The organism is Nocardia uniformis NBRC 13702, from assembly GCF_001613345.1.
Classification (GTDB): Bacteria; Actinomycetota; Actinomycetes; order Mycobacteriales; family Mycobacteriaceae; genus Nocardia; species Nocardia uniformis.
On sequence record NZ_BDCE01000077.1, the window covers coordinates 108697 to 133668 of the forward strand.

Consider the following 24972-nt stretch of genomic DNA (forward strand, 5'->3'; position numbering starts at 1 on the left):
GACGAACGGGACAACGCATGGACGACCTCATCGAGGAATTGCTCGCGAAACTCGATCTGCCCGGGAAGCTGCGCCTCATCTCCGGCGCGGCCATGTTCCGCTTCGCGGGCGACCCGAGCATCGGACTGGACGAAATGCCGGTCTCGGACGGACCGTCCGGGGTACGCGGCGAATACTGGGACGAACGCGACCCCTCGGTCAGCCTGCCATCCGGAACCGCGGTGGCAGCCACCTGGGACCCGGCACTGGTCACCGAGATCGGTGCGCTCATCGCGCACGAGGCACGACGCAAGGGCGTCTACGCCGTCCTCGGACCCACCATCAACCTGCACCGATCCCCGCTCGGCGGCAGGCATTTCGAATGCTTCTCCGAAGATCCGCTCCTCACCGCCGAAATGGCGGGCGCGTATGTGGCGGCCGTCCAGGCCTACGGGGTGAGCGCGTGCCCGAAGCACTACGTGGCCAATGACTCCGAGACCGACCGCTTCACCGTCGATGTGCGCGCCGACGACCGCACCCTGCGTGAGCTCTACCTCTACCCGTTCGAGCGCAGCGTCGAGGCCGGGGCCTGGATGATCATGGACGCCTACAACTCGGTGAACGGCGTCACCATGACCGAGAACGCGCTGCTGGACGAACCACTGAAGGGCACTTGGGGTTTCGACGGCGTCGTGGTGTCGGACTGGACCGCGGTGCGCTCCACCACCGGCGCGGCCAAGGGCACCGATATCGCCATGCCCGGACCGCCCATGCTGTGGGGCGCGCCCCTGGCAGACGCCGTCGAACAGGGTGAGGTGCCCGAATCCGCCATCGACGACAAGGTCCGGCGCATACTGCGCTTCGCCGCACGGGTCGGCGCATTGAACGGAAACCCGGCCGCCACACCGGAATTCAGCGAAGCACAGGCACAGGACGTGGTTCGTCGTGCCGCCGCCGACGGCATGGTCCTGGTCAGCAATGACGGCGTACTGCCGCTGCGGCCCGATACCACCGTCGCACTACTCGGCCCCAATGCCGGACTCCCGCGCTTCATGGGCGGCGGTAGCGCCACCGTCATTCCCACCCACACCACCACCCCGGTCGAGGGCCTCGACGCCGTACTGTCCGTACGGCATACACCCGGTGTGCGGCTCGTGGAGAAGCTCATCCCGGTACCCCTCGACCTGGTCACCGACCCCGAGACCGGCACCCCAGGACTGAGCCTGCGCTTCCTCGACGGCGACACCGTCATCGATACCCAGCACCGCACCGCGGGCAATCTCATGCTGTTCGGCGACCAGAAGGCCGCGGGGTCGACGGCCATCGAGATCCGGGCGCGGCTGCGCGCCGATACCGCCGGTGACTGGCAGCTCGGCGTCGGCACCCTCGGCCAGGCCCGCCTGGACCTCGACGGCGAAACCGTTCTCGATGAGACCATTACCTTCGAGGGCACCGACCCCGTCGGCGCGATCCTCTACCCGCCACAGCGCTCGGTCACCCGCACCCTCACCGAGGGCCAGGAGGTCGACGTCCGCATTACCGTCACCACCCCGCCCGCCATTCCCGGGCTCGGCATCATCCTCGGCCTCACCTTCGGAATCACCCGCCCGCAGCGCCCCGAAGACGAAGAGTTCGCCGCCGCCATCGAATTGGCCCGCACGTCCGACGTGGCGGTCGTCGTGGTCGGCACCACAGAGCAGATCGAATCCGAGGGCTTCGACCGTGCCGACCTGCGACTCCCTGGCCGTCAGGACGAACTGGTCGCGGCCGTGGCCGCCGCCAATCCGCGCACCATCGTGGTGGTCAATTCCGGTGCGCCGGTGGAAATGCCGTGGCGCGACGACGTCGCCGCCGTCCTGCTGTCCTGGTTCCCCGGCCAGGAGTTCGGTGCGGCGCTCGCCGATGTCCTCACCGGCACCGCTGAACCGGGAGGCCGCCTCCCCACCACCTGGCCCAAGCGCATCGAGGACGTCCCCGTCCTGGCCACCGCGCCGGAACCCGACAATGCCCTCCCCTACGACGAAGGCATTCACATCGGCTACCGGGCCTGGCTCAAAGCCGAGGTAACCCCGGCCTATTCGTTCGGCCACGGTCTCGGGTACACAACCTGGTCGCTCACGGACCTGTCCGTATCCGGCCGCACCGCTACCCTGACGGTCACCAATACCGGCGACCGCCCCGGCAAGCAGGTGGTGCAGGCGTACCTCTCGCGGGAGAACTCCGCCATCGATCGCCCGGTCCGCTGGCTCGCCGCCTTCGCGACCGTCACCGTCGAGCCCGGCGAATCCCGCACCGTCACCCTCGAATTGCCGCAGCGTGCGTTCGAACACTGGACCGATGCGGGCTGGGCCATCGAACCCGGCAGTTTCACCCTGCATGTCGGCACCTCGGTGAGCGCTTTGCCGCTCACCGCCGAAATCAGCTGAGTTCATAGCGATTCCACTGGGCCGGGTGCGCTGATTCCGCGCACCCGGCCCAGTTGGGTCCCTGGGCAGAGTGGTTTATCGGGGCGAGCAGGAACTACTCGCCCTGTCGGACGGACTATCAGCGCGCGGAACCACTTTCGAGGAATTCACGGATGAAGCAGAGCGGACAGATGGGATCGAACGGCGCGGTGATCTGAGTCGAGGTAGTGGTCGACGGTGGCACCGGAAGTTCGTTCGGCGCGGCTGCTGCGAGCGCGGGTTGTAGGGCGAGCGCGACAGCAAGCGCGCCGCCGGCAATGACATTCAGCATGGGACGGTACAAGAGTTCCTCCACGTTGATGCGTTGAGCCGCGAGGGTAGCAAGACCCCCTCGCTGCGGTCATGCCCCCAACTCCAGATGGAGTGCTGCCGGTGCGGCCCTCCCACCGAGCCGCCGCGCGGCCACATTCGAGGGTGGAAAACATGGGCAGCCGGCGTCCGCTGCCACCTCGAACCCAGTATCACCTCGAAGCGGCGTCAGAAGAATCGTCCTGCGCGAAGCTACTTCCCGGTTTGTAGTGCCCCTTCGCTTCCAGGCTAGTTTTTGGCGCTGGAGGTATCTGTGTTTGTCGACTACCGACAGGCCGGTGAGACATGTTTAGATGCGCATATCTGAGTAATGGAATGCTAGCAACACGGTACGGGCTTCACATCGGAGCGCGACCGTCGCCTCATTCGATCTGGTACAGCCAGATGCGTGGTTCGGCGAGCTCACCCGCTGACGTCCACCGATAGCCCTGTGCCACACCGTTTCCGTCGTATTGCCGTAGGTAGGTCAGCAGGTCCTCGCGAGTGACGTGTCCGGACGCGATGCCGTGCAAGACGATGGTGGTGAGGTCGTATGCCTCCACCGAGTAGGTGCCCGCCGCTCCCCCGTTGGCGGTTTCGTAGTCGCTGAGGAACCGGCCGGTCGCCGGGGAGCAGGGGCAGGACAGGATGGTTCCGGTCGCATCGGTGCCCGCTCGGTCGACGAACTGCGGGTCGAAGCTGCCGTCACCGGAGATGAATGCGGCGGTGACCCCGGCTTGTCGCAGGCGTTGCAGCAAAGGGATGGATTCGCTGTAGTAACCGGCGTAGTAGACCACTTCGGGGGCGATGGACGCGATGCGATCGACGGTGGCGGTAATGTCGTCGCCGGGTTTGACGGTGGCGGCACAGTCCGCGAGCGCCGCGCCGCCGAGTCCGGAGGTGACGCCGCGGGCCAGTTCGGTGCCGTAGTCACTGTTGTCCGCGACAATGCAGACCCGGCCGTATCCGGCGGCGAGGTGGCGGCCGACCGCCGGACCCTGGAGATTGTCGGGCGGTATCCCGCGGAAGAACGTGCGCCACCCAGAGGCGGACAGGGTGGGATCGGTGGCCGAAGGGGTGAGGAAGGGTAGTCCGGCGTCGCTGTAGGTCTGGCCCGTGGATTTGGTCTCGCCGGAGAGCACCGGGCCGATCAGTGCCACGATCGAGGAGTCGCCCACGATCTGCGGGGCGATTCGGGTCGCGTCCCGCGGTTGCCCCGTGGTGTCGAATTCATGGACAGTGACCGGACATCCGGGATTCTTCCGGGTGAACTGGTCCACGGCCAGGCGTACACCGCCGAGGACATTGCTACCGAATACCGCGGTGGTTCCGGTGAGCGGTCCGGCCATGGCAATGGTCGACGGTGCGCAGGTGGCGTTGCCCGCTCCCGCCGGTTCGGCGGCGGGTGTCGCTCGGTCGACCTGATTTCCCTGCTCATCGATCTGACCGAGAGGCTGGACGCCTGGAACGAATGCCGTCATGGAGTCGGGGGCGGCCATATCCCCGCCACCGCGGTCGCCCCCGGCGTCCTGCCCACCAGAGCCAGCGGTGGAATCCCTGTTCGCCCAAAGGATTCCGGCGACGACGGCGAGTACGGCGACCAGTCCGAGCGCCCCGGCCGTCGCCCACCGGCCGATGTGACGCCGAGCGGGTGGGAGCGAATCTCCGTGCTCGCTCGACCGGGATGGTTGATCATCGGGCCGTCGTGTGGCCGGTGATGAAGTGCTGGGTGGCGATGCCGGTGGCGAGACGTTGGGTGACGAAGCTGGCGGTGACTCGCTAGGTGACCACGCCACCGGTGACGCACTGGGTTGCGAAGTTGGCGGTGGAACGCTGGGCTGGGGAGGACCGGCTGAGGAGGCGTCGGGCGGGGTGTCGACGGCGCGCGGCGGCGCGGTGTCAGCCTCCGGTGGCTCGGCACGAAATGTCGTATCGCCTTGTGACGGGCCGATAACGGTCGCCGGAGCCGCGTCCCGCGCACTCGGCGCGGACGGGTCGTACCCGCGCGGTGCGATCACCGTCGAATCGTTCGAGGTGAGGGCTCGCATTGCCGCGGTGGCGAAGTCGGTGCACGAATCGAAGCGTTCCTCGGGCCGCTTCGCGAGGGCGTGCGCCAGCACCGAATCCAGGGCGGGCGGTAGTCCCGGGCGGCGGGAACTCACCGGCGGGGGCGGGTAGTGCAGGTGACCGGCGACCACGGCGGCGACATTGTCCGATGCGAAAGGAGTGGAGCCGCACAGCAACCAGAACAGCGTGCACGCCAGCGAGTACTGGTCGGAGCGATGGTCCATGCCCGCACCGGAGAGCTGTTCCGGTGAGGCGTAAGCGAGGGTCGCGGTGAGGCTTCCAGTGCGCGTCAGATGCTTCGTATCGTCGCGCAGCCGCCCGATTCCGAAGTCCGTCAGCAGAATGCGCTCACCGTGGCCGGGGCTGGGGCGCGCCAACATGATGTTGGCCGGTTTCACATCGCGGTGTATGACGCCGACCGCGTGGGCGTAGTCGAGGGCCTTCGCGGTTTCGGCGACGATATGTACCGCGCGGCCCGGCGGCAGTCCGGCTGGGTCGAGCGTCGACACGTCCGCACCGTCGACGAATTGCATGGCGATCCACAGCCGACCATCGTCGATGCCGCGGTCGTACACCGACACGATATTCGGATGGTCCAGCCGGGCGATCAGATCGGCTTCCCGTTCGAAGCGGGCACGGATCTCGGTATCTGTGGTGAATTCGCGCCGCAGCAGCTTGACGGCGATCAGCCGGGGCAGGCGTGGATGCCGGGCGAGGTACAGCTCCCCCATCCCGCCGCTGCCCAAGTGCCGCTCGATGACGTATCCGGCGAACACCTCACCATCACGCAGCATTGCGCCCCCTCGCACGTCAGGACCCCCAGAAGGGTACTCCGGTCCGGCGCGATGGGGTCCGCATCCACCGGGCAGGTGTGGATCCCGACCAGAAACATGCCGGGATGACGAACGAAGCGGGCCCGGATGGCGAGCGGGACTGCTGTCCAGCCGCGTAGTCGGTTCGCCTTCCGTCAGGCGTTCGATGGCCAAAAGGCCGCGCGGTAGGCACGCTGGAGAGTATGCGTGGAGGAGCGATCCTGGCGACGACACTGCTGGCCGGACTGCTACTCGCACCCGCCGCACCGGCTTCCGCCGAAGCGACGGCGGCCGAGTTGGTCACCCAGGCCGATGCCGTGCCGACACCGACACTCGACTGGACGCCGTGCACCGAACCGGGCCTGGGCCGATACCAGTGCGCGACAGTCGAAGTGCCGCTCGATTACGCGAAGCCGCAGGGAACGAAGCAGTCGTTGGCTCTGCTGCGCCAGCCCGCGACCGAGTCCGCGCGGCGAATCGGGACGCTGTTCACGGCGGTCGGTGGGCCCGGGGCGTCGGGCATCGACGCGGTGCGCGACAACGGATTCGCGACGGAGCTGGCCCGGCGTTTCGATATGGTCACCTTCGACCAGCGCGGGATCGGTCGCAGCGGACAGGTTCGGTGTTTCGCGGATTCGACGGCGCAGCAGCAATTCTGGGCGGATTACGCGCCACCGCCCACCAATGCGCGGCAGGAGGCGGAGGTCGAACAGGCCAGCCGCGTACTCGCCGAGGGCTGCGCCACCCACTCCGGGGAGTTACTGCCGCACCTCACCACGGTCGATGCCGCGCGCGATCTGGATCTGCTGCGCCGCGCCGTCGGCGACGAGAAACTCACCTACATGGGCGGTTCCTACGCCAGCTATCTGGGTCAGGTGTACGGCACACTGTTCGGCGACCGGGTGCGCGCCCTGCATCTGGGGTCGGTGATCGAACCCGACGCCTACACCGAAGACTCCCTGACCCACCTCGCCGAACAGGCCATGGGGACCGAGCAGGCATTCAACGAATTCGCGCGCCTGTGCGCCGAAGCCGGTTCGGCGCGTTGCGCTTTCGCCGAGGGCGACGTCCGCGCCCGTCATGTCGCCCTGTTCGACCGGCTGCGCGGCGAACCGCTCACCATCGGCTCCGGGGAGCGCGCACTCACGGTCACCTACACCGATGTCATTACCGCCGAAGTGTTCCTGCTCTACGACGCCCGCGAAGGCTGGCCCGTACTCGGAACCCTGCTGGCCGAACTGGATCGCGGCACCTCCGGTGATCCGGACGTCGTCCGCGGCATTATCGACGCCACCCCGGTGAGCCCCGAATTCCTGGAATCGTTCATCGCGATCTCCTGCGCCGACAACGCATTCCCGAACTCCCCGCACCTGTGGCCGTACCTCGCCCGCGCCATCGAACCCGCCGCCGCCACCTTCGGCGCGTACTGGCTCTACCCCCAACAGGCCTGCGGCGCATGGCCCGCCCCGCCCGACGGCTACCCGCAGCGCTTCACCGGCCCCTGGACCCACCGAACCGAAACCCCCGCCCTACTCCTGAACACCCGCTTCGACCCGGCCACTCCCCTATCCATGGCCGAGCGGGCCCAACGCACGATCGGCAACGCCCGCCTCGTCACCATCGACGGCTACGGCCACACCACCAACAACACCTGCGCCCACCGCCTCCGCGACACCTACCTCATCGACTTGAATCTCCCCGAACCGGCCACCGTCTGCCCCGCCGACACAGCGCCCTTCGTGAAATAGGCACCCCGACCCCGACCCCGCGACTCGTCAGAGTCCGCATACTCGCCAGGTCTGAGCCGCGGTCGACAGTTGCGCGTGGACGAGTTCGACGTGTGGCCGGGGCGGGCCGCCGACCCGGCGCGCCAGGAATCCGGTGTTGATCGGCGGGTCTCGCGGGTCGAGCAAGGTCACGATTTCCCCCGCCGCGAGGTCGCGGGCACAGAGGTATCGCGGTAGCACACTGAAGCCCACACCGGCTTTCAGCGTAGCCAGCACGGCCCGTAGGTCACCGATCACCACAGCGGCGTCGGCCTCGAGCCGAGTATCGAAGACATGACGCCAGTACCGGCGCAGAATCGGCAGGTCGGTCGCGTAGCTGACGATCGGGATGTCGTCGAGGGCCGACGGATCGCCGGTGCGCAATCGGCCGAGGTCCACGCGGGTCGCGACCTCGGGTGCACAGACGAGGAGGAATTCCTCGTCGGCGAGTGGCTCCGCGATGACACTGCGGCCGCGCGGACGTGTCGTGGCGATAACGAGGTCGAGCTTGCCCGCTCGCAGGTCGATGAGGAGATCGTCGGTGAGTCCGGTGGTCACGGTGAGGCGGACGCCGCGGCCGACCAGCGGAGCCAAGGCGGGCAGGACCAGCGTGGCCAGCATTTCGGCGGGGCCGCCGAGCAGCACCGGGGGCTCGGGCATTGCCGAACCTGGGTCGGACGACTGCGCACCGGCGACCGACTCCAGGGCGTCGAGCGGATCGGCTACCCGCGCCGCCAGATCGTGGGCGGCGGCGGTGGGCGCGACGCCGCGCGGCAGGCGCTCGAACAGGGGCCGCTCCAGGTTCCGCTCCAGCGCTTGCAACTGGGTGCTCACCGTCGGCTGCGACAAACCGACCCGGGCGGCACCCGCGGTGATCGATCCCGCCCGGTACACGGCCAGAAAGGTCCGCAGCTGGGCCAAGTCCACCGAGCTAGTGGAACCACTGTGTGCCATACGGAGCAGTCTGCCATTGATATTTCGATGTCTGTCATTGGTGTTTCTATTGGTCAGATTATTGGCCGCTGCCTAGCGTGGTGCATATGACGACCTGACACCTCGCATACACGGTGTCAGTGCGACACCCGAACCACACGAGGAGACTCCATGGCGAAAATCTTGTTCGTAATGACCGGTGTCGACCACTGGACGCTGGCCGACGGGACGAAACACCCCACCGGGTACTGGGCCGAGGAGTTCGCCGCACCCTACGCGGCGTTCAAGGCCGCCGGACACGAGATCGTCGTGGCCACGCCGGGCGGCGTCATCCCGGCGGTCGACCGAGGCAGCCTCGCTCCGGAGGTGAACGGGGGTCCCGAAGGCGCGGAGAAGATGCTCGAAACCCTGCGCACCGCAGTCGAATTGGCTCAGCCAATCGAGCTGGCGGAGGTGACACTCGCCGATTACGACGCGGTCTACTACCCGGGTGGTCACGGACCGATGGAAGATCTCACGGTGGACCCGATCTCCGGCAAGCTGCTCACCGACACACTGGCCTCCGGGAAGCCGCTCGGCGTGGTCTGCCACGCCCCCGCCGCATTCCTGGCCACCGTCGACGCCGACGGCAACTCCCCCTTCGCCGGATATCGCGTCGCCGCCTTCTCCAATGCCGAGGAGGCTCAGGGCGGCCTCGCCGACAAGGCCAAGTGGCTACTCCAGGACCGCCTCGTCGCGCTCGGTGTCGACTACCGGGAGGCTGAGCCGTGGGCACCCTACGTCGAGGTCGATCGCAACCTGTACACCGGACAGAACCCCGCCTCATCCGCCCCGCTCGCCGCGGAGCTGCTGAAGGCGCTCTGATTCCATGGCCGCCGAACGCACCACGGACGTTCTGGACGCCACCCTGCGCTGTCTGCTGCGCTACGGCGTCCGGCGGACCACCGTGGACGATATCGCGGCCGAAGTCGGCATCTCCAGATCAGCTGTATACCAATACGTTCGAAGCAAAGACGACGCCGTACGCGGTGTCGCCGGGCGACTACACGAGCAGGCGGTGCGCCACGCCCGCGCGGCCGCCGTCGCGGATACACCGCTCGCGGAGCGCGTGTACAGCATATTGTCCGCCAAGGTCGAGCTCGCCACCGAGCCGTTCGCCGAATCTCCGCACGCCACCGAACTTTTCGACGAACAGGCACGCCTGTGCGGCGATATCTGCCGCGATTTCACCGCCGAACTACACTCACTGCTCGCTAGCACGCTCACCGCAGCCGACATCGACAGACCCGATGACGCTGCGCGAATCCTGTTGTCCGCCACCATCGGCCTGCTCTCCACTGGCCGACCTGACCTACTGCGTCGAGCCACCGATGCGCTACTCGAAGGGATCTCACAATGACCAACGCGCAACCCGCGTCCGCGTCCGGCACCTATTCGCTGGGCGGCGACCTGCCGATCCACCGCCTCGGTTACGGCGCGATGCAGATCACCGGCCCCGGGGTCTGGGGTGACCCCGCCGATCCCGACGAGGCGGTCCGAGTCCTGCGCCGGGCCGTCGACCTCGGGGTGAACTTCATCGATACCGCCGACTCCTACGGCCCGTTCGTCAGCGAACAGCTGATCCGAAAAGCATTGCACCCCTATGCCGATGACCTCGTCATCGCCACCAAGGCCGGCCTGACCCGGTCCGGCCCCGGCGACTGGCGCCCGGTCGGCCGACCCGAATACCTGCGCCAGCAACTACATCTGAGCCTGCGCAATCTCGGTGTCGACCGCATCGACCTGTACCAGCTGCACCGCATCGACCCGCAGGTGCCACTTGCCGACCAGCTCGGCGCGCTGGTGGAGTTGCAGCAGGAAGGCAAGATTCGCCATATCGGCGTCTCCGAGGTCAGCGTCGATCAGCTGAAGCAGGCCCGCGAGCTGGCGACGATCGTCTCGGTGCAGAACCTCTACAACCTCGCCAACCGCCAAGCCGAGGATGTCCTCGAGTACGCCGAAGCCAACGGCATCGCGTTCATTCCGTGGTTCCCCATCGCCACCGGCGAACTGGCCCGGCCCGGCGGCCCGCTCGACACCGCGGCGAAGGAGCACGATGCCACTCCCGCCCAACTCGCCCTCGCCTGGCTACTGCGCCGCTCCCCGGTAATGCTGCCGATCCCCGGCACCTCCCGCGTGCCGCACGTCGAAGAGAACATCTCCGCCGCCGAAATCACCCTCACCGACGCGGAATTCGAGGCTCTCACCGCCGCGGTCTCCTGAGATAGGCGTCGCGATTTCGCCTGGCTACCTCGTCATGTCTTCGCCTGGCTACCTCGTCATTCCGGCGTGCCTTTGGCCGGAATCCACGCCCTCGCAGTAGTTGATCCCGGCCAAAAGCATGCCGGGATGACGGGGTATGCCGACAGCGTGGGTTACGGGTGCGCGGTGTGCTTTTGGCCGGGAACCCACCTCCGCAGTAGTAGTGGATCCCGGCCAAAAGCGCCCCGGGATGATGGTGACGACGGGGCCGCGACGACGACAGCGGCGACGACAGCGGCGGCGACCACGACGATGACGGGGCGACGACGACCGCGACGACCGCAACCACGACGACGACCGCAACCACGACCGCGACGACCGCAACCACGACGACGGCGACGACCGCGACGACGACGGTGACCACGACGACGACGGCGACGACGATGGCGGTGCCGACATCGTGCCTGAAAACAGCGGCGACTACCGCAGGGCTCGGGTTGCCTCCAGCGGGCTGACGCCGCCGAACACCCGCGACACCCGTACAGCCCGCGAGGGGGAACTGATGACGGAAGCCTCTCGGCTGTTGCCGCCACCGGTTCCCCCTCGCGGGTGGGTGCCTTGCGTGGAGCGGGTTACTTCTTGCGTTCGCGCTTTTCGCGGACTCGGACGTTGACTCGGACCGGTGAGCCGTCGAAGCCGAATTCCTCGCGGAGGCGGCGTTCGATGAAGCGGCGGTAGCCGGCCTCGAGGAAGCCGGTGGTGAAGAGGACGAACGTCGGGGGGCGGGTGGCGGCCTGGGTCGCGAAGAGGACCCGGGGGAGGCGGCCGCCGCGCATGGGGGGCGGGGTGGCCGCCACTACCTCTTTGAGCCAGTTGTTGAGGCGGCCCGTGGAGATCCGCTTGTCCCAGGATTCCAGGGCGGTTTCCATTGCGGGGACCAGCTTTTGGACCGCGCGGCCGGTGTGGGCGGAGATATTGACGCGCAGTGCCCACTGCACCTGGACCATTTCCCGGTCGATTTCGCGTTCCAACATGTGGCGGCGATCCTCGTCGACGAGATCCCACTTGTTGTAGGCGATGACGAGGGCGCGGCCGGTGTCGGCGACCATGCTGATGACGCGCAGGTCCTGCTCGGTGACCGGCTGGGAGGCGTCGATGAGCATGACGGCGACCTCGGCGGCCTCCAGGGCCCCCTTGGTGCGCAGCGAGGCGTAGAACTCGGTGCCGCTGGCATTGCTCACCTTGCGGCGCAGACCGGCGGTATCGACGAAACGCCAAGGCTTGCCGCCCAATTCGACCACGGAGTCGACCGGGTCGACGGTGGTGCCCGCCACATCGTGGACGACGGAGCGCTCGGCGCCCGAAAGCTTGTTCAGCAGACTGGATTTGCCGACATTCGGCTTACCGATCAGCGCCACGCGACGCGGGCCGCCGAGACCGCCGGTGCCCTCACGCGGGGTTTCGGGCAGCACCGCGAGGAGATCGTCGAGCAGATCACCGGTGCCACGGCCGTGCGTGGCCGAAACCATGCGCGGCTCGCCCAGGCCCATGCCCCACAGTGCGGCCGCTTCGGACTCCACCTTCTGGTCGTCGACCTTATTGGCGACCAGAATGACCGGAGTCTTGGAGCGGCGCAGCACCTTCGCGACAGCTTCGTCGGTGGTGGTCGCACCGACGGTGGCGTCCACGACCAGCAGAATGGCGTCGGCGGTCTCCATGGCGATCTCGGCCTGACGGGCCACCGACTGCTGTAGTCCCTTGGCGTCGGGCTCCCAACCGCCGGTGTCCTGCACCAGGAATTTGCGCCCGGACCAGTTGGCCTCGTAGCTGATGCGGTCACGTGTGACGCCCGGGACATCCTCGACCACCGCTTCGCGACGGCCCAGAATCCGGTTCACCAGAGTGGATTTGCCGACGTTCGGGCGGCCGACAATGGCCACGGTGGGCATGGGGACATGGCTGTCCTCATCGAATTCACCCCCGAGTTCGGCCAGCTCCCACTCGGTTTCGTCGGACCAGATGCCGTCTCCGGCGAAAGTATCCTGCGTCACTGCGCACCTCCTGCCGAAATCTGCTGCCGCACAACGCGATACAGCTCATCAATGACCTCGTCCATGGTCAGCTCGCTGGTGTCGACCAGTACCGCGTCCTCGGCGGGACGCAGCGGGGACACCTTGCGAGTGGAATCGAGGTTGTCGCGGCGCTGCACATCGGCGAGCACCGCCTGGAAATCGTCGCCCCGGCCCTCGGCGATGTTCTGCGCATTGCGCCGGGTCGCGCGCGCCTCGGCGGAGGCGGTCAGGTAGATCTTCACATCCGCGTCGGTCAGCACCACGGTGCCGATATCGCGGCCCTCCACCACAATTCGGCCGGCCGTCGCGGCGATATCACGCTGTAGCGACACCAGCTGATCACGCACCTCCGACACTGCGGAGACCGCGGAAACAGCCTTGGTCACCTCATTGCCGCGAATCTCCGCCGACACATCCTCGCCATCGAGTTCGATGACCTCGCGGCTCGGATCGGTGCCGATGGACAGCGGCAGTTCCTTCACCGCGGCCGCGATGGCCTCGGCGTCGGTCAAGTCCACGTCGCTGCGCAGTACGCGCAGCGTCGCCACCCGGTACATGGCACCGGTGTCGAGGTAGCGGGCTTCCAGGCGCGTGGCCAGCCGCCGCGACACACTCGACTTGCCGGTGCCGGACGGTCCGTCCATAGCGACAATCAGCGGCGCGGTGCCGGACAGCTTGCCCTCGCTCACAGTCGCACTCCCCATACCTGTCACAACGACACCGCCTCGTAGAGCTTCCCGATTTCATCCCGACCCAGCGCCCGCAGCGCGCCCGGACGCTGATCGCCCAGCGTTACGGGACCGATATGAGTGCGCACCAGCGCGGTCACCGGGTGGCCGACCGCGTCCATCAGGCGTCGCACAATGTGCTTGCGGCCCTCATGCAGGACGATCTTGACCAGCGACTTGCCCTGGCCCACTTCGATCACCTGGAACTTGTCGACCTTGGCCGGTCCGTCATCGAGTTCCACGCCAGCCCGCAATTTCTTACCGATGTCGCGGTGCACCTCGCCGTTCACCGTCGCCATATAGGTCTTGGATACCTCGAACGACGGGTGCATCAAACGGTGCGCGAGATCGCCGTCATTGGTGAGCAACAGCAGACCCTCGGTATCGGCATCGAGACGGCCGACATGGAACAGGCGCTGCCCGGCCATGACTCGCTCGGCGACGATATCGCCGACGCAGGGGCGGCCCATATCGTCGGCCATGGTGGACTGCCAGCCCTTGGGCTTGTTCAGCGCCAGATAGACCTGCTCGTCACGAACCACCACGCGCACGCCGTCGACCCGCACCACGGCGTGTTCGGGGTCGATGCGCAGGCCCTGCTCGACGACGATCTTGCCGTCGACCTCGATACGACCGGCGGCGATCATGTCCTCGGCCGCGCGCCGCGAGGCGACACCGGCCTTGGCGAGCACCTTCTGCAGGCGTTCACCCTCGCCCCAGGGCAGCTTCTTCGGACCCTTCGGGTCGATTTCGACATTCTGATGCCGCGCGGGCTTGGCATTGTTCAGCACCGGGCCGGAGGTAATGACACGCTGCGGCTTCGGCTTCTTGACCTTGCCGGTCGGCGTATTGATCGACTTGGCGCCGGGTGCGGACGACGGGCCGAGCGGACGACCGCCGCCGATCCCGCCCCGGGTGCCACCGATGTGATGGTCGCCCTGGCCGCCGCGCGAACGGTCGCCGCCACGGTTCCACTCGCCACCACGCGAATCGGTGCCACGGGGACGATCGGCACCGCGCGAACGGTCACCTCCGCGATTCCAGTCGCCGCCACGCGAATCGGCACCGCGCGAACGGTCGCCACCGCGATTCCACTCACCGCCACGGGATTCGGTACCGCGCGAGCGATCGCCGCCACGCGTATCGGCACCGCGCGAACGGTCGCCGCCACGGTTCCAGTCACCGCCACGAGATTCCGTGCCGCGCGAACGATCGCGGTTCCAGTCCCCACCACGCGATTCGGTACCGCGCGAGTCGCCACCACGGGGACGGTCGCCACCGCGATTCCAGTCACCGCCACGGGACTCACCACCACGGGGGCGGTCTCCGCCACGGTTCCAGTCACCGCCACGGGACTCCGCGCCCCGCGAGCGGTCACCACCACGGTTCCAGTCACCACCGCGCGCATCCGCGCCGCGAGCCGGTGCTCCGCGTCCGGCGGCGCCGCGCGCCTGTCCGGTGCCACGGGCGGGGGCTCCACCACGGGAGTCCCACGACTGTCCACCGCGGGCGGACGATCCGCCGCGCTCTTCCCACGAGGAGCCGCCGCGAGCTCCTGCCCCACGCGTCGGCGCCGCGCCGCGCGAAGGGGTCGATCCTTGTCCAGTGCGGCCGCGGGCCGAACCACCACGAGGGGGTTCGAAACCACGTTTCCTACGATCCGGTGTGCCATCTCGGCGAGCGGGTGTATTCACGTTGTCCTAATTTCAGTCATTCCTCGGTGCCGAGATCGATATCCGACTCGGCATTTTTTCTCAGCCTGGTGTACCGCGGATCGGTGTCCAGGCTCTCGTTGATCTCGTCGATCAGATCCACCCCTGGAAGCAGGGGCGCCAACAGCGGGAGGTCTGTCAGTGACGCGAGTCCGATCCGTTCCAGGAACAGTTCGGTGGTGACGTACCGGGTGCCATTGGTTTCCGGGTCAGCCCCGGCCTCCGAGATCAGACCCCGCGCGAGCAGGGTCCGGATCACGCCGTCCACATTCACGCCTCGTACCGCACTCACTCGTGCTCGCGTAACCGGTTGACGATAGGCGATCACCGCCAGTGTTTCCAAAGCGGCACGGGTCAGCTTCGATCTTGCGCCATCCAACAGCATACGTTCCACGTAGGGGGCGAACTCCGCCCGCGTGTAGTAACGCCAGCCGTCACCGACGAATCTGAGATCCATGCCACTGCGGCGGGCGGTCAGTTCCGCCGACATCTCCCGCAGCGTGCGCTCCACTCGGGCGGGGCGGTCCTCCACCGCCGTGGCGAGCAATTCGACGGGCGCGGGCGCGTCCACCACCAGCAATAGCGCCTCCAGGGCGGCGCGGAGCTCGTCGTCCTCGAGCAGATCGGTGGCTTCGGCGTCGAGCTCGTCGGCAGCCTCCGCGGCGTCCGCGTCGAGCAGATCCGTGGACTCCGCGTCGGTGGGTTCGATGGGGTCGATCACCTCGGTCACCCGTACTCCTCATCGCTGATGGTGTCGAATATCGCACCGCCGGTTTCCCGTGCGGAGCTCAGATCGCCGGTCCAGCTGACCGCCAGCGGTCCCAGCGCATCGGGTTGCTCGAATTCGATATTGCGGCCCCGGTACAACTCCAGCAGTGCCAGGAATCGCGCCACGATCTGCACCGGCAGCTCGCAGTCGACGATCAGTTCGCGGAAGGTCGTCCAGCCGCCCGCGCCTTTGGCTTTCAGCAGTTCGAGTATCAGCGCGGCCTGTTCGGCGATCGAGATGCCGTGCTGATGGATGTGGTCGAGACCGACCTTCGGTGTCTCCCGGGGTTGGAATACCGAGGCGGCGACCTCGGCGAATCCGGCGGCGTCGACACCGAGGGTGACATCCGGCAGCAGTTCGAGGAAGCGGTCCTCGAGCGATACCGCGCGTGGATACCGTTGCAGGGCCGCGGCTTCGAGTTCGGCCAGCAGTCCGGCGACCTGTTTGAAGGCGCGGTACTGGAGCAGCCGGGCGAACAGCAGGTCGCGGGCGTCCAGGAGTTCCAGATCGTCCTCATCGGAGACCTCACCCGATGGCAGCAGGCGCGCGGCCTTGAGATCGAGCAGCGTGGCCGCCACGACCAGGAATTCGGTGGTCTGATCCAGCACCTTGTCGGCACGCAGACCACTGGAACCGGCCTGGGCGGTCAGCAATTTGGTGTAGGCGATGAACTCATCGGTCACCTTGTGCAGGGCAACCTCGGTGACATCGAGCCGACGCGAGCTGATGAGCTGGAGCAGCAGATCGAAGGGACCCTCGAAATTGCTCAGCCGCAGGTGAAATCCCGTGGCCTTATCCGAATCGTCCGCGGTCGCAGGGGAACCCGGGGGCGGCGCACCGGCCGAGGACGCGGCGATATCGGTGACCACGGTGGTCGCGGAATCCGCCGCTATCTCGTCGACCAGCGAATCGATGGCGGCTTCGCCGCGATCACCCAGGGCACCAGCGGATTCGCCGGTATGTCCGCGTACGTCGTCAATGACGCCGCCGACGGCGGAGACAGCGGCGGCAGCGGCGGTGGTGGCGTCGCCGTCAGTAGGGTCGGAGCCATCGTCGTCGGCGGGGGCGGTGTCGGCAGCGGGAGCAGCGGTGGTGCCAGCGGCGGCGGAGACAACGGTCGCGTCGCCGTCAGCTGTGGTGCCGCCATCAGCAGCGGCGGCGGTGGCGTTGCCGTCAGTGGGGTCGGAGTCAGCGGGGTCGGCAGCAGCAGCGGCGTCGGCAGCGTCGGCGTCGGCGGTGGCGTCCGTGGCGGCGGAGGCAACATCGGCGGCGGTGTCGGCAGCAGCAGCAACGGCGGCGGCGGCAGCGGGAGCAGCAGGGGCGGTGGCGGCGCTTCGTCCGCCAAGGTCGTCAGCGCTGTCTTCGTCGAAGCCGTCGTCGGCGCTGCGGAACTCGTCGGCGGCACTGTCGACACCGTCGGTCGGATCCTCGGTATCGCCCCCCGCGATATCCGCGACCACCCCGCCCGGCGCAGCGGCCTCATCTTGCACAGCGGTAACCGCGCCCGGCGTAGGAAGCCCGGGCGCTGTGTCGGTGGAATCGTTCAACGGCCCGACCGGTGGATGACTTCCCGTGCCATAGCCCGATACGCCGTCGCGCCACCGGATTTCGGCGCCCAGGTGGTGATGGGTTCACCCGCCACGCTGGCGTCGGGGAACCGTACGGTCCGCGAGATCACGGTGTCGTAGACGAGGTCGCCGAATACCTCGACCACGCGCGTCATGACCTGGCGCGAATGCAGGAGACGGGCATCGAACATGGTGACAACGATGCCGTACAGGCTCAGGGCGGGATTCAACCGGTCCCGCACCTTCTCCACGGTGTCGTTGAGCAGCGCCAGCCCGCGCAGCGAAAAGTATTCGCATTCCATGGGAATGATAACGCCGTCGGCGCAGGCCAAGGCGTTCACCGTGAGCAGACCCAGCGAGGGCTGACAATCGATGAGGATGTAGTCGTAGCGGCTGCGCAGGGGTGCCAGCGCGCGTCCCAGCGTGTGTTCGCGACCGACCTCGTTGACCAGCTGGATCTCCGCCGCCGACAGGTCGATATTGCTGGGCAGCAGATCCATACCCTCGACCCTGGTATTGATCAGTACATCGTCCACGCCGACGCGGCCATTGCTGACCAGGAGGTTGTGCACGGTTTGATCCAGATCATGGTGCGCCACACCGAGTCCCGCCGACAGCGCGCCCTGGGGATCGAGATCCACCAGCAGCACCCGACGGCCGCATTCGGCCAGTGCCGCACCCAGATTGATGGTGGACGTGGTCTTTCCGACCCCGCCCTTCTGATTGCACATGGCGACGATCAGCGCGTCACCAGTGTGGTTCGGTGCAGACGGCTCCGGAATTTCGCGCAAGGGCCGACCGGTCGGTCCTAGCTCTGCGTTATCCGACTGCACGTCCGGCGCCTCCCACAATGTCTGCGCGGCGGTTTCGATCCGCTGGCCCGCACCACCGGCTTTCGTCACGTCCGCTGCTCCTTCGACGTTTATGCCCTTACCCCGCCGCGCGATGCGGTGAGGTCCTAATAGACGCTACCGCCTGTCCGAGCCAGACCGGAGTTCGGACACGCACCCTAAAGCTGCACTTCAGACTGGTTACCGAGCCCGGGGATGGGCTGTCGCCCATACCTCGTGCAGCGTTCCCACGGTGACCAGAGTGTAGATCTGGGTTGTCGTGACCGAGGCATGACCGAGAAGCTCCTGCACCACACGGACATCAGCGCCACCATCGAGCAAATGTGTAGCGAATGAATGGCGCAGGGTGTGCGGGGAGACCTGAGCGGAGATTCCGGCGCGCTCGGCCGCCGATTGCAGCACCTGCCAGGCACTCTGCCGGGATAGTCGACCCCCGCGATGATTGAGCAGCAGGGCAGGATTTCCCTTGCCCCGCAGTGCGAGTGCGGGTCGGCCGCGCACCAGATAGGCATCCAGGGCCGCCAGGGCGGGACGGCCGATGGGAACCATTCGTTGTTTACCGCCCTTGCCGTGCAGCACCACGGCGCGCTCGGCGGTATCGATATCGTCGACATCCAGGTCGATGATCTCGGAGATGCGCGCGCCGGTGGAGTACAGCAATTCCAGCATGGCCCGATCCCGCAATCCGCGCGGGCCATCGGCGGCGTCGCCGCCAGCCGCGTCGAGCAGGCGTGAAATCTGGTCGTAGGGCAGGGCTTTCGGCAGCCGACGCGCAGGGGTCGGCGGTTTCACCGGATGCGCGACATCGCTGCCGGTCATGCCCTCGGCCGCCGCGAACCTGTGCAGCCCCCGCACCGCGACCAGCGCCCGCGCCGCCGAACTGGCCGCCAGGGCGGGATGTTCGGCATCGCCGGAGCGCAGCGCCACCATGAAGTCACCGATATCGGTCTCGGAAACCTCTGTCAGTCCCCCGATTCCGCGCGCGGTCAGAAAATCCCGATACCGGGCCAGATCGCGGCGATAGGCGGCGAGGGTATTGCGCGCCGCGCCGCGCTCGACCGTCAGGTGGTCGAGGTAGGCGTCGATCGACGCGGTGGCATGCACGGCTCACATCATGGCAGGAGGTACCGACGAACGCGCCGACCGAAACACATAGACGAGACCGCTTGGTACCGAACGAAGCCGCGCAGAACTTACTCTTCGCCGCTCTCGCGAGCTTTGCGAGTCAGAAACTCCGTCGGCATTCCCGGCCACGGCGCATCGGCGGGCCGCAACTCGGCACCACTGGCGCGGGCGGTAACCAGGGCCAGGACGCCCGCGACGGCGGTGGCGTTGGTGATCTCACCGGCCATCGCCCGGCGTACCGCGTCTTGCAGAGACATGTGCACGATCTCGATATCCGCCTCTTCCAATTCCGGGGCGGGGCGGTCGGTTTCGTACAGTCCGGAAGCCAGGTAGATCCGCAGCGCCTCATCGGTGAATCCGGGCGAGAGCGCGACATCCACCAGCACCGACCAGTCGCGGGCCGCGAGACCGGTCTCCTCGGCCAGCTCACGCTTGGCCGCCTCCAGGGGGTCCTCCCCCGGCTTGTCCAGCAGCCCGGCGGGCAGTTCCAATAGTCGCCGCCCGACCGGATGCCGGTACTGATTGATCAGAACGACGGTCTCGTCGTCTGCGAGGGCCACCACCGCGACCGCGGGGTGATGCTCGACAACCTCGCGCTCGGCGATCCGGCCACCCGGCATCGCCACCTCGTCCAGTCGCAGCGCGAGTATCGCGCCCGCGTACACGGTACGACTGCCGACAATGTCGAATTCATGGCTGCCGGGGGCCGGATCACCGAGCTCTGAGGTCATTTGGAAACTTTCTCACCCTCTTCGACGACCGCCGCGGCCGGGATCTCCACCGGAAGCCGTTCGGCCGCCTTGTATTTCAGGGCCGCCGAAATGAGCGCCGCGAACAGCGGATGCGGACGGGTCGGACGGCTCTTGAGCTCCGGATGCGCCTGGGTGGCGACGAAGAACGGATGCTTGTCCTGCGGCAGCTCGACGAACTCGACGAGCAGCCCATCCGGAGAGGTGCCGCTGAACTTCAGACCGCTCTTGCCGATCTTGTCGCGGAAGGTGTTGTTCACCTCGAAGCGATGCCGGTGCCGTTCGGACACCTCGGTCTCGCCGTACGCCTGCGCCACCACCGAACCCTTGGTCAGGACCGCCGGGTACGCGCCGAGGCGCATGGTGCCGCCGAGATCGGCCTCACCGGCCACGATCTCCTTCTGATCGGCCATGGTGGAGATGACCGGGTACTTGACGTCGGGCTCGAATTCGGCGGAGTTGGCATCGGTCATACCGACCGAACGCGCCGCCTCGATGACCACGCACTGCAGGCCCAGGCACAGACCCAGCAGCGGAATCCCGTGGGTGCGGGCGTAGTGAATCGCGCCGACCTTGCCCTCGATACCGCGAATGCCGAAGCCGCCCGGGATGAGCACGCCGTCCACATCGGACAGGTGTGCTTTGGCTCCGGCCTCGGTCTCGCACTCGTCGGACTGCACCCAGCGGATATTCACCTTGGCGTGCGAGGCGAACCCGCCCGCGCGCAGCGCCTCGGTGACCGACAGGTACGCATCCGGCAGATCGACGTATTTGCCGACCAGCGCGACGGTGACGTGTTCGCGCGGATTGTGCACCCGATCGAGCAGATCGCCCCATACGGTCCAGTCCACGTCCCGGAAGGGCAGTCCCAGCTTGCGGACCACGTAGGCGTCGAGGCCCTCGCGGTGCAGCACCTTGGGAATGTCGTAGATGGACGGCGCGTCGGGGGTGGACACGCAGGCGTCCACGTCCACGTCGCACATGAGCGCGATCTTGTTCTTGAGCGGCTGCGGTACATCGCGGTCGCAGCGCAGGATGAGCGCATCGGGCTGGATACCGATATTGCGCAGCGCCGCCACCGAATGCTGGGTCGGCTTGGTCTTGAGCTCACCGGACGGGCCCAGGTACGGCACCAGTGTGACGTGCAGGAAGAAGCAGTTGTCGCGACCCACCTCGTGGCGGATCTGTCGGGCTGCCTCGAGGAACGGCTGGGATTCGATATCGCCGACGGTGCCGCCGATTTCGGTGATGACCACATCCGGGATATGCCCGTAGAGGTCCGGTCCCGCCATGGCCTGTATTCGGTTCTTGATCTCGTCGGTGATGTGCGGGATCACCTGAACGGTGTCGCCGAGGTATTCACCTCTGCGCTCCTTGGCGATCACCGTCGAATAGATCTGGCCGGTGGTGACATTGGCGTACCCCGACAGATTTCTGTCGAGGAAACGTTCGTAATGCCCGACATCCAGATCCGTCTCCGCGCCGTCCTCGGTCACGAAAACCTCTCCATGCTGGAAAGGGTTCATGGTGCCGGGATCGACGTTGAGGTACGGATCCAGCTTCTGCATCGTTACGCGCAAACCGCGCGACGTGAGCAACTGTCCGAGGCTGGAGGCGGTCAGGCCCTTACCGAGTGATGAGGCGACTCCGCCGGATACGAAAATATGCTTCGTGGCCGCGCGCGCCGGAATCCGTGATTGACCCACGGGACTTCACGGTAACACGGATCTCGCGCCTTGTTCACCCGCCGCGCGAACCGATCGCCGCCGATTAGCTATTACGTCAGCGTGGCATGGCGGCGACTGTGAGCGAGGTCGCTCGCTCGCCGGTTCCGTATCGCCCGGTACCGCCGCTCATCTGCTCGGTCAGGCCGAGCGCGGTGGTGAGGCGGCCGATCTCGCGATCTACATTGTCGACGGTCGTGACCGTAGCCAGGGGTGCCTCGTCGCGGGCCACCGCGAGCGGTCCGGCCCCTTCGGCGGCACCGTGGCGACCGGCCAGCACCACACCCGCACCACGAGCCTTCAGGCCCCCGGCGAAGCGGGCGATTATGGTGCCGCGCTGATTCTCGTCCGCGCGTTGACCGTCTCCGGTGATGACCACGGCGAGGTTGGCGGGGCGGGCCGCGTCGGCGGTGAGAAATCCGCCGCCGCGCAAAGTTTCGAGAGCGAGGGCGCGTTCGGCATCGGTCCCACGCGGATTGCCATTGGCCGGATCGGTGAGCAACAGCAGGCCGAGCAGGTCGCCGCCGAGGGTGCCCTGATCCACCGCGCCGGTATTCAGCTGTGCGCCCGCGGGCACGAGATTGGCGAGTGCGGTGCGCAGCCGGTCGCCCTCACTGGAGTCGGTGAACACGTTGGTGAGCGCGACCCGACCGGCGACCGAGGCGCCGGCGGTGGTGAGTGCCTTGGTGACCGAGTCGATATCGGAGAGATCCGCGTCCGGGGTGGTGAACACCAGCACGCTGCGATCGGACAGGCTGCCGCTGAGCAGTTTCGGGGCCGCACCCGCCATGAAGGCGTCAGCCGCCCGCAATTGCTCTTCCAGGCGCGCGTTGTCGGCACGCAGATCATCGACCTGCCCGCCGGATTCGCCGCGGCCGGACAGCAGCCCGTCCGGATGGGTGCTCGTACCCAACACCACGCCGAGTGCGAGGGCCAAGAACACGGCGGCGATCGACACGGCGTGGTAGCGAAGCGAAATCATGCGTCCCCTATGTACGTTGATCGAACAGGCCGCGTACCCAGAGCTCGAGCCGGTTCCAGCTGTCGAGACCCCAGTCGATGACCTCGGTGCCCATACGGGTGGCCAGCAGCGCGACGATCAGCGCCACCAGCGCGGCGAGCACCACCAGCGCGACCGCCCAGCCGGAACCACGCTGGCGGTACAGCACGGCAACGGCTTTCGCGTCCATGAGCTTGGTGCCGAGTTTCAGTCGAGTCAGGAAGGTCGCCGGATTGGAGTCGCGGCGGCCACGGTCGAAGAAGTCATCGAGGGAGGCGGCGGCACCGCAGGTGACAATGAGCGACGCACCGTGATGTCCGGCCAGCAGGAGCGCCAGATCGGCGGCCGCGCCGGTCGACGGGAAGGTGGTCGCGCCGATGCCGAGATCCTGGATGCGCTCCAAACCCTTCGCGTGGCCGTCGGTATCGGCGGGCAGGATCACCTCCGCCCCGCACTTGAGGGTATTGGCGGTGATCTCCTCCGGGTCGCCGACAATGAGGTCGGGGCGATATCCATTGCGGGTCAAGGTATCCGCGCCACGGCCGACGCCGACCAGGATGGGGGCGTACTCCTTGATGAACGGTTTGATGCGCTTGAGATCCTCGGCGTGGTCGGAACCGTCGGCGACCACCACGACATGGCGTTTGCGCATATCGAGACGGAGCTCCGGCACCCCGATTCCGTCTATCAGCAAACCGCTTTCGGTGCGGATGAACTCGATGGTGTTGCCCGCGAACGCTTCCAGATGATCAGCCAGACCGTACCGGGCCTCGATCATGCGCTCGGCGATCGACTGCTCGGTGAGTACGACACATTCGACGAGAACTTCGGGTTCCTTCTTGATCAGCTTGTCGCTGTAGACGATGCCATCGTCGATGCGGACCTTCGCGCCGTCCTTGATCTTGCTGAACACATCGGTACTGACCGTGTCCAGCAGCAGAATATTATTGGCCACCAGCACTTCCGGGCCCAGATTCGGGTACCGGCCGGAGATCGACGGCGAGGCATTGATCACCGCGGCGACACCGGCCTCGACCAGACGGTCGGCGGTGAGGCGGTCGAGATCCATCTCGTCGAGGACCACCACATCACCCGCGCCGACACGTTGGAGGAGACGCCGGGTATTGCGGTCGACCCGGGCGATCCCGGCGAGTCCGGGAAGCGTCTCGGTGGGCTTCGACAACAGCGCCAGCATCTTCATAACGATCGATGATTACCGCAAACCCTCAACCTGTGGTGGAGGCGCGCCGCGCACCATCAGACCCATTCGTCACAGTGATGGGAGGGCCAACTCTCGGAACTCTCAGGGGCTTCGCCCCCGAACCCCCAGGAACTCGGGCCGCGGGCCGCACCCCGAAACGGCTGATCTGGCCGGTGCGCACAGTGCCCGTAACCGGTGGTACCGATATGCTCCGGGTGTAGCTGTCCCGGACACTCAGGGGATTCGGTATGGCAGCTCGAATGAAGGAGATATTGCCGCTATGGCCAGTACCACCGTCGATACCGTCATCGCCGCACCGCGCGACACCGTCTACCGGCTGTTCTCGGACCGGGACGCGATGAGCGCCTATCTGCCGATTCAGATTTCGCTCATCAAGCCGGGTGCGGGTAGCCCCTCCGGCGTGGGCGCGCAGTACAAGCTCGGCGTCGGCCCCCTGGGCGTCACCGAGGAGACCACCGAACTGGTTCCCGGCGAACGCATGGTCTACAAGATCATCAAGGGTGCGCCGGTGAAGCGGCATGTCGGCACCATTACCTTCGCCGACGCCCCGGGCGGCACCCGGGTGGTCTACACCATGGAGTCCGAGCCCAGCCTTCCCGTTCCGGCCAAGGCCCTCGAAATGGGCCTGAAGGGCCTGATCTCGGCGTTCATCAGCGGGGCCAAGAAAGCGGTCAAGTAGCGGGATGTCCGAACGGCCGGTGATCGCGCCCGGCCGTTCGACCGTCACACCAAGCCAATGCCCGCACCCGACGCGAACGGGCCCGCGCACGGGATCGGGTTGGGGGGCACGGGCGGGGGCCGAAGGGTCCCGCTCATTCGGCCCTTTCGGAGCAGTGCCGCCGAGCTGCCCGGCAGGCACGGCAGAAGAGGACCATCGCCCTGGTCCGCATCGTCAGTCCGC

Annotated in this window: 20 protein-coding genes; 6 read left to right on the forward strand and 14 right to left on the reverse strand. The window is 67.1% G+C overall.

The genetic code is table 11. The features are described 5' to 3' along the window. Positions 1 to 17 precede the first annotated feature (17 nt). Entirely contained in the window at positions 18 to 2405 is a 2388-nt protein-coding gene (locus tag NU1_RS29900; RefSeq protein ID WP_067526778.1) for a beta-glucosidase, read from the forward strand. Positions 2406 to 2523: 118 nt separating this feature from the next. On the opposite strand, the gene NU1_RS29905 is transcribed toward NU1_RS29900, so the two are convergent. Then, a complete protein-coding gene (locus tag NU1_RS29905; protein ID WP_067526780.1) occupies positions 2524 to 2739 on the reverse strand; it encodes a hypothetical protein in 216 nt (71 codons plus the stop codon). A 376-nt stretch (positions 2740 to 3115) separates the two neighbouring features. After that, positions 3116 to 5593 (reverse strand): bifunctional serine/threonine-protein kinase/ABC transporter substrate-binding protein, encoded by a 2478-nt coding sequence (locus NU1_RS43870; RefSeq protein WP_281221277.1) that lies wholly within the window; start codon positions 5591 to 5593, stop codon positions 3116 to 3118. A gap of 221 nt (positions 5594 to 5814) precedes the next feature. Between NU1_RS43870 and NU1_RS29920 the strand changes: the two genes are divergently transcribed. Then, a complete protein-coding gene (locus NU1_RS29920; RefSeq protein WP_067526782.1) occupies positions 5815 to 7359 on the forward strand; it encodes an alpha/beta hydrolase in 1545 nt (514 codons plus the stop codon). Between the two features lie 27 nt (positions 7360 to 7386). On the opposite strand, the gene NU1_RS29925 is transcribed toward NU1_RS29920, so the two are convergent. Beyond that, entirely contained in the window at positions 7387 to 8331 is a 945-nt protein-coding gene (locus tag NU1_RS29925; protein ID WP_067526784.1) for a LysR family transcriptional regulator, read from the reverse strand. Positions 8332 to 8481: 150 nt separating this feature from the next. Between NU1_RS29925 and NU1_RS29930 the strand changes: the two genes are divergently transcribed. Genes NU1_RS29930 through NU1_RS29940 form a run of 3 tightly spaced genes read left to right on the forward strand, consistent with a single transcriptional unit; the run spans position 8482 to position 10572 of the window. Then, positions 8482 to 9174, forward strand: coding sequence for a type 1 glutamine amidotransferase domain-containing protein (locus NU1_RS29930; protein WP_067526786.1), 693 nt, complete (start codon positions 8482 to 8484; stop codon positions 9172 to 9174). Positions 9175 to 9178: 4 nt separating this feature from the next. After that, positions 9179 to 9709: a TetR/AcrR family transcriptional regulator gene (locus NU1_RS29935; protein WP_067526788.1), complete on the forward strand. Its 531-nt coding sequence runs from the start codon at positions 9179 to 9181 to the stop codon at positions 9707 to 9709. Beyond that, on the forward strand, positions 9706 to 10572 hold the full coding sequence (locus NU1_RS29940) for an aldo/keto reductase (RefSeq protein ID WP_067526790.1): 867 nt from the start codon (positions 9706 to 9708) through the stop codon (positions 10570 to 10572). Before NU1_RS29935 ends, NU1_RS29940 begins: the two co-directional genes overlap by 4 nt. 611 nt (positions 10573 to 11183) lie before the next feature. On the opposite strand, the gene der is transcribed toward NU1_RS29940, so the two are convergent. From der to steA, 11 genes are all read right to left on the reverse strand, one after another. Then, positions 11184 to 12602: a ribosome biogenesis GTPase Der gene (gene der, locus NU1_RS29945; RefSeq protein ID WP_067526792.1), complete on the reverse strand. Its 1419-nt coding sequence runs from the start codon at positions 12600 to 12602 to the stop codon at positions 11184 to 11186. Continuing rightward, on the reverse strand, positions 12599 to 13327 hold the full coding sequence (gene cmk / locus NU1_RS29950) for a (d)CMP kinase (RefSeq protein ID WP_067526794.1): 729 nt from the start codon (positions 13325 to 13327) through the stop codon (positions 12599 to 12601). The genes der and cmk overlap by 4 nt, the downstream gene beginning before the upstream one ends. 5 nt (positions 13328 to 13332) lie before the next feature. Continuing rightward, on the reverse strand, positions 13333 to 15045 hold the full coding sequence (locus NU1_RS44385; RefSeq protein ID WP_371859856.1) for a pseudouridine synthase: 1713 nt from the start codon (positions 15043 to 15045) through the stop codon (positions 13333 to 13335). A gap of 16 nt (positions 15046 to 15061) precedes the next feature. Next, positions 15062 to 15742, reverse strand: coding sequence for an SMC-Scp complex subunit ScpB (scpB, locus tag NU1_RS29960; protein WP_067526843.1), 681 nt, complete (start codon positions 15740 to 15742; stop codon positions 15062 to 15064). Positions 15743 to 15789: 47 nt separating this feature from the next. Next, on the reverse strand, positions 15790 to 16689 hold the full coding sequence (locus tag NU1_RS29965; RefSeq protein ID WP_371859857.1) for a segregation and condensation protein A: 900 nt from the start codon (positions 16687 to 16689) through the stop codon (positions 15790 to 15792). 686 nt (positions 16690 to 17375) lie between these two features. Beyond that, positions 17376 to 18272 (reverse strand): ParA family protein, encoded by an 897-nt coding sequence (locus NU1_RS29970; RefSeq protein ID WP_067526845.1) that lies wholly within the window; start codon positions 18270 to 18272, stop codon positions 17376 to 17378. Positions 18273 to 18431: 159 nt separating this feature from the next. Next, positions 18432 to 19355: a site-specific tyrosine recombinase XerD gene (gene xerD, locus NU1_RS29975; RefSeq protein ID WP_067526796.1), complete on the reverse strand. Its 924-nt coding sequence runs from the start codon at positions 19353 to 19355 to the stop codon at positions 18432 to 18434. Positions 19356 to 19444: 89 nt separating this feature from the next. Beyond that, positions 19445 to 20107, reverse strand: a complete 663-nt coding sequence (locus tag NU1_RS29980) for an NUDIX domain-containing protein (protein ID WP_067526798.1) — start codon at positions 20105 to 20107, stop codon at positions 19445 to 19447. Beyond that, positions 20104 to 21831 carry a CTP synthase gene (gene pyrG, locus NU1_RS29985; RefSeq protein WP_067526800.1) on the reverse strand — a complete coding sequence of 576 codons (1728 nt, stop codon included), beginning with the start codon at positions 21829 to 21831 and terminating at the stop codon, positions 20104 to 20106. Before pyrG ends, NU1_RS29980 begins: the two co-directional genes overlap by 4 nt. A gap of 76 nt (positions 21832 to 21907) precedes the next feature. Continuing rightward, positions 21908 to 22831 carry a copper transporter gene (locus NU1_RS29990; protein WP_067526802.1) on the reverse strand — a complete coding sequence of 308 codons (924 nt, stop codon included), beginning with the start codon at positions 22829 to 22831 and terminating at the stop codon, positions 21908 to 21910. Positions 22832 to 22838: 7 nt separating this feature from the next. Next, positions 22839 to 24050: a putative cytokinetic ring protein SteA gene (steA, locus tag NU1_RS29995; protein WP_067526803.1), complete on the reverse strand. Its 1212-nt coding sequence runs from the start codon at positions 24048 to 24050 to the stop codon at positions 22839 to 22841. Between the two features lie 280 nt (positions 24051 to 24330). Here steA and NU1_RS30000 point away from each other — a divergent pair, with 280 nt between their 5' ends. Next, positions 24331 to 24750, forward strand: coding sequence for an SRPBCC family protein (locus NU1_RS30000; RefSeq protein ID WP_067526805.1), 420 nt, complete (start codon positions 24331 to 24333; stop codon positions 24748 to 24750). The last annotated feature ends 222 nt before the right edge of the window (positions 24751 to 24972 follow it).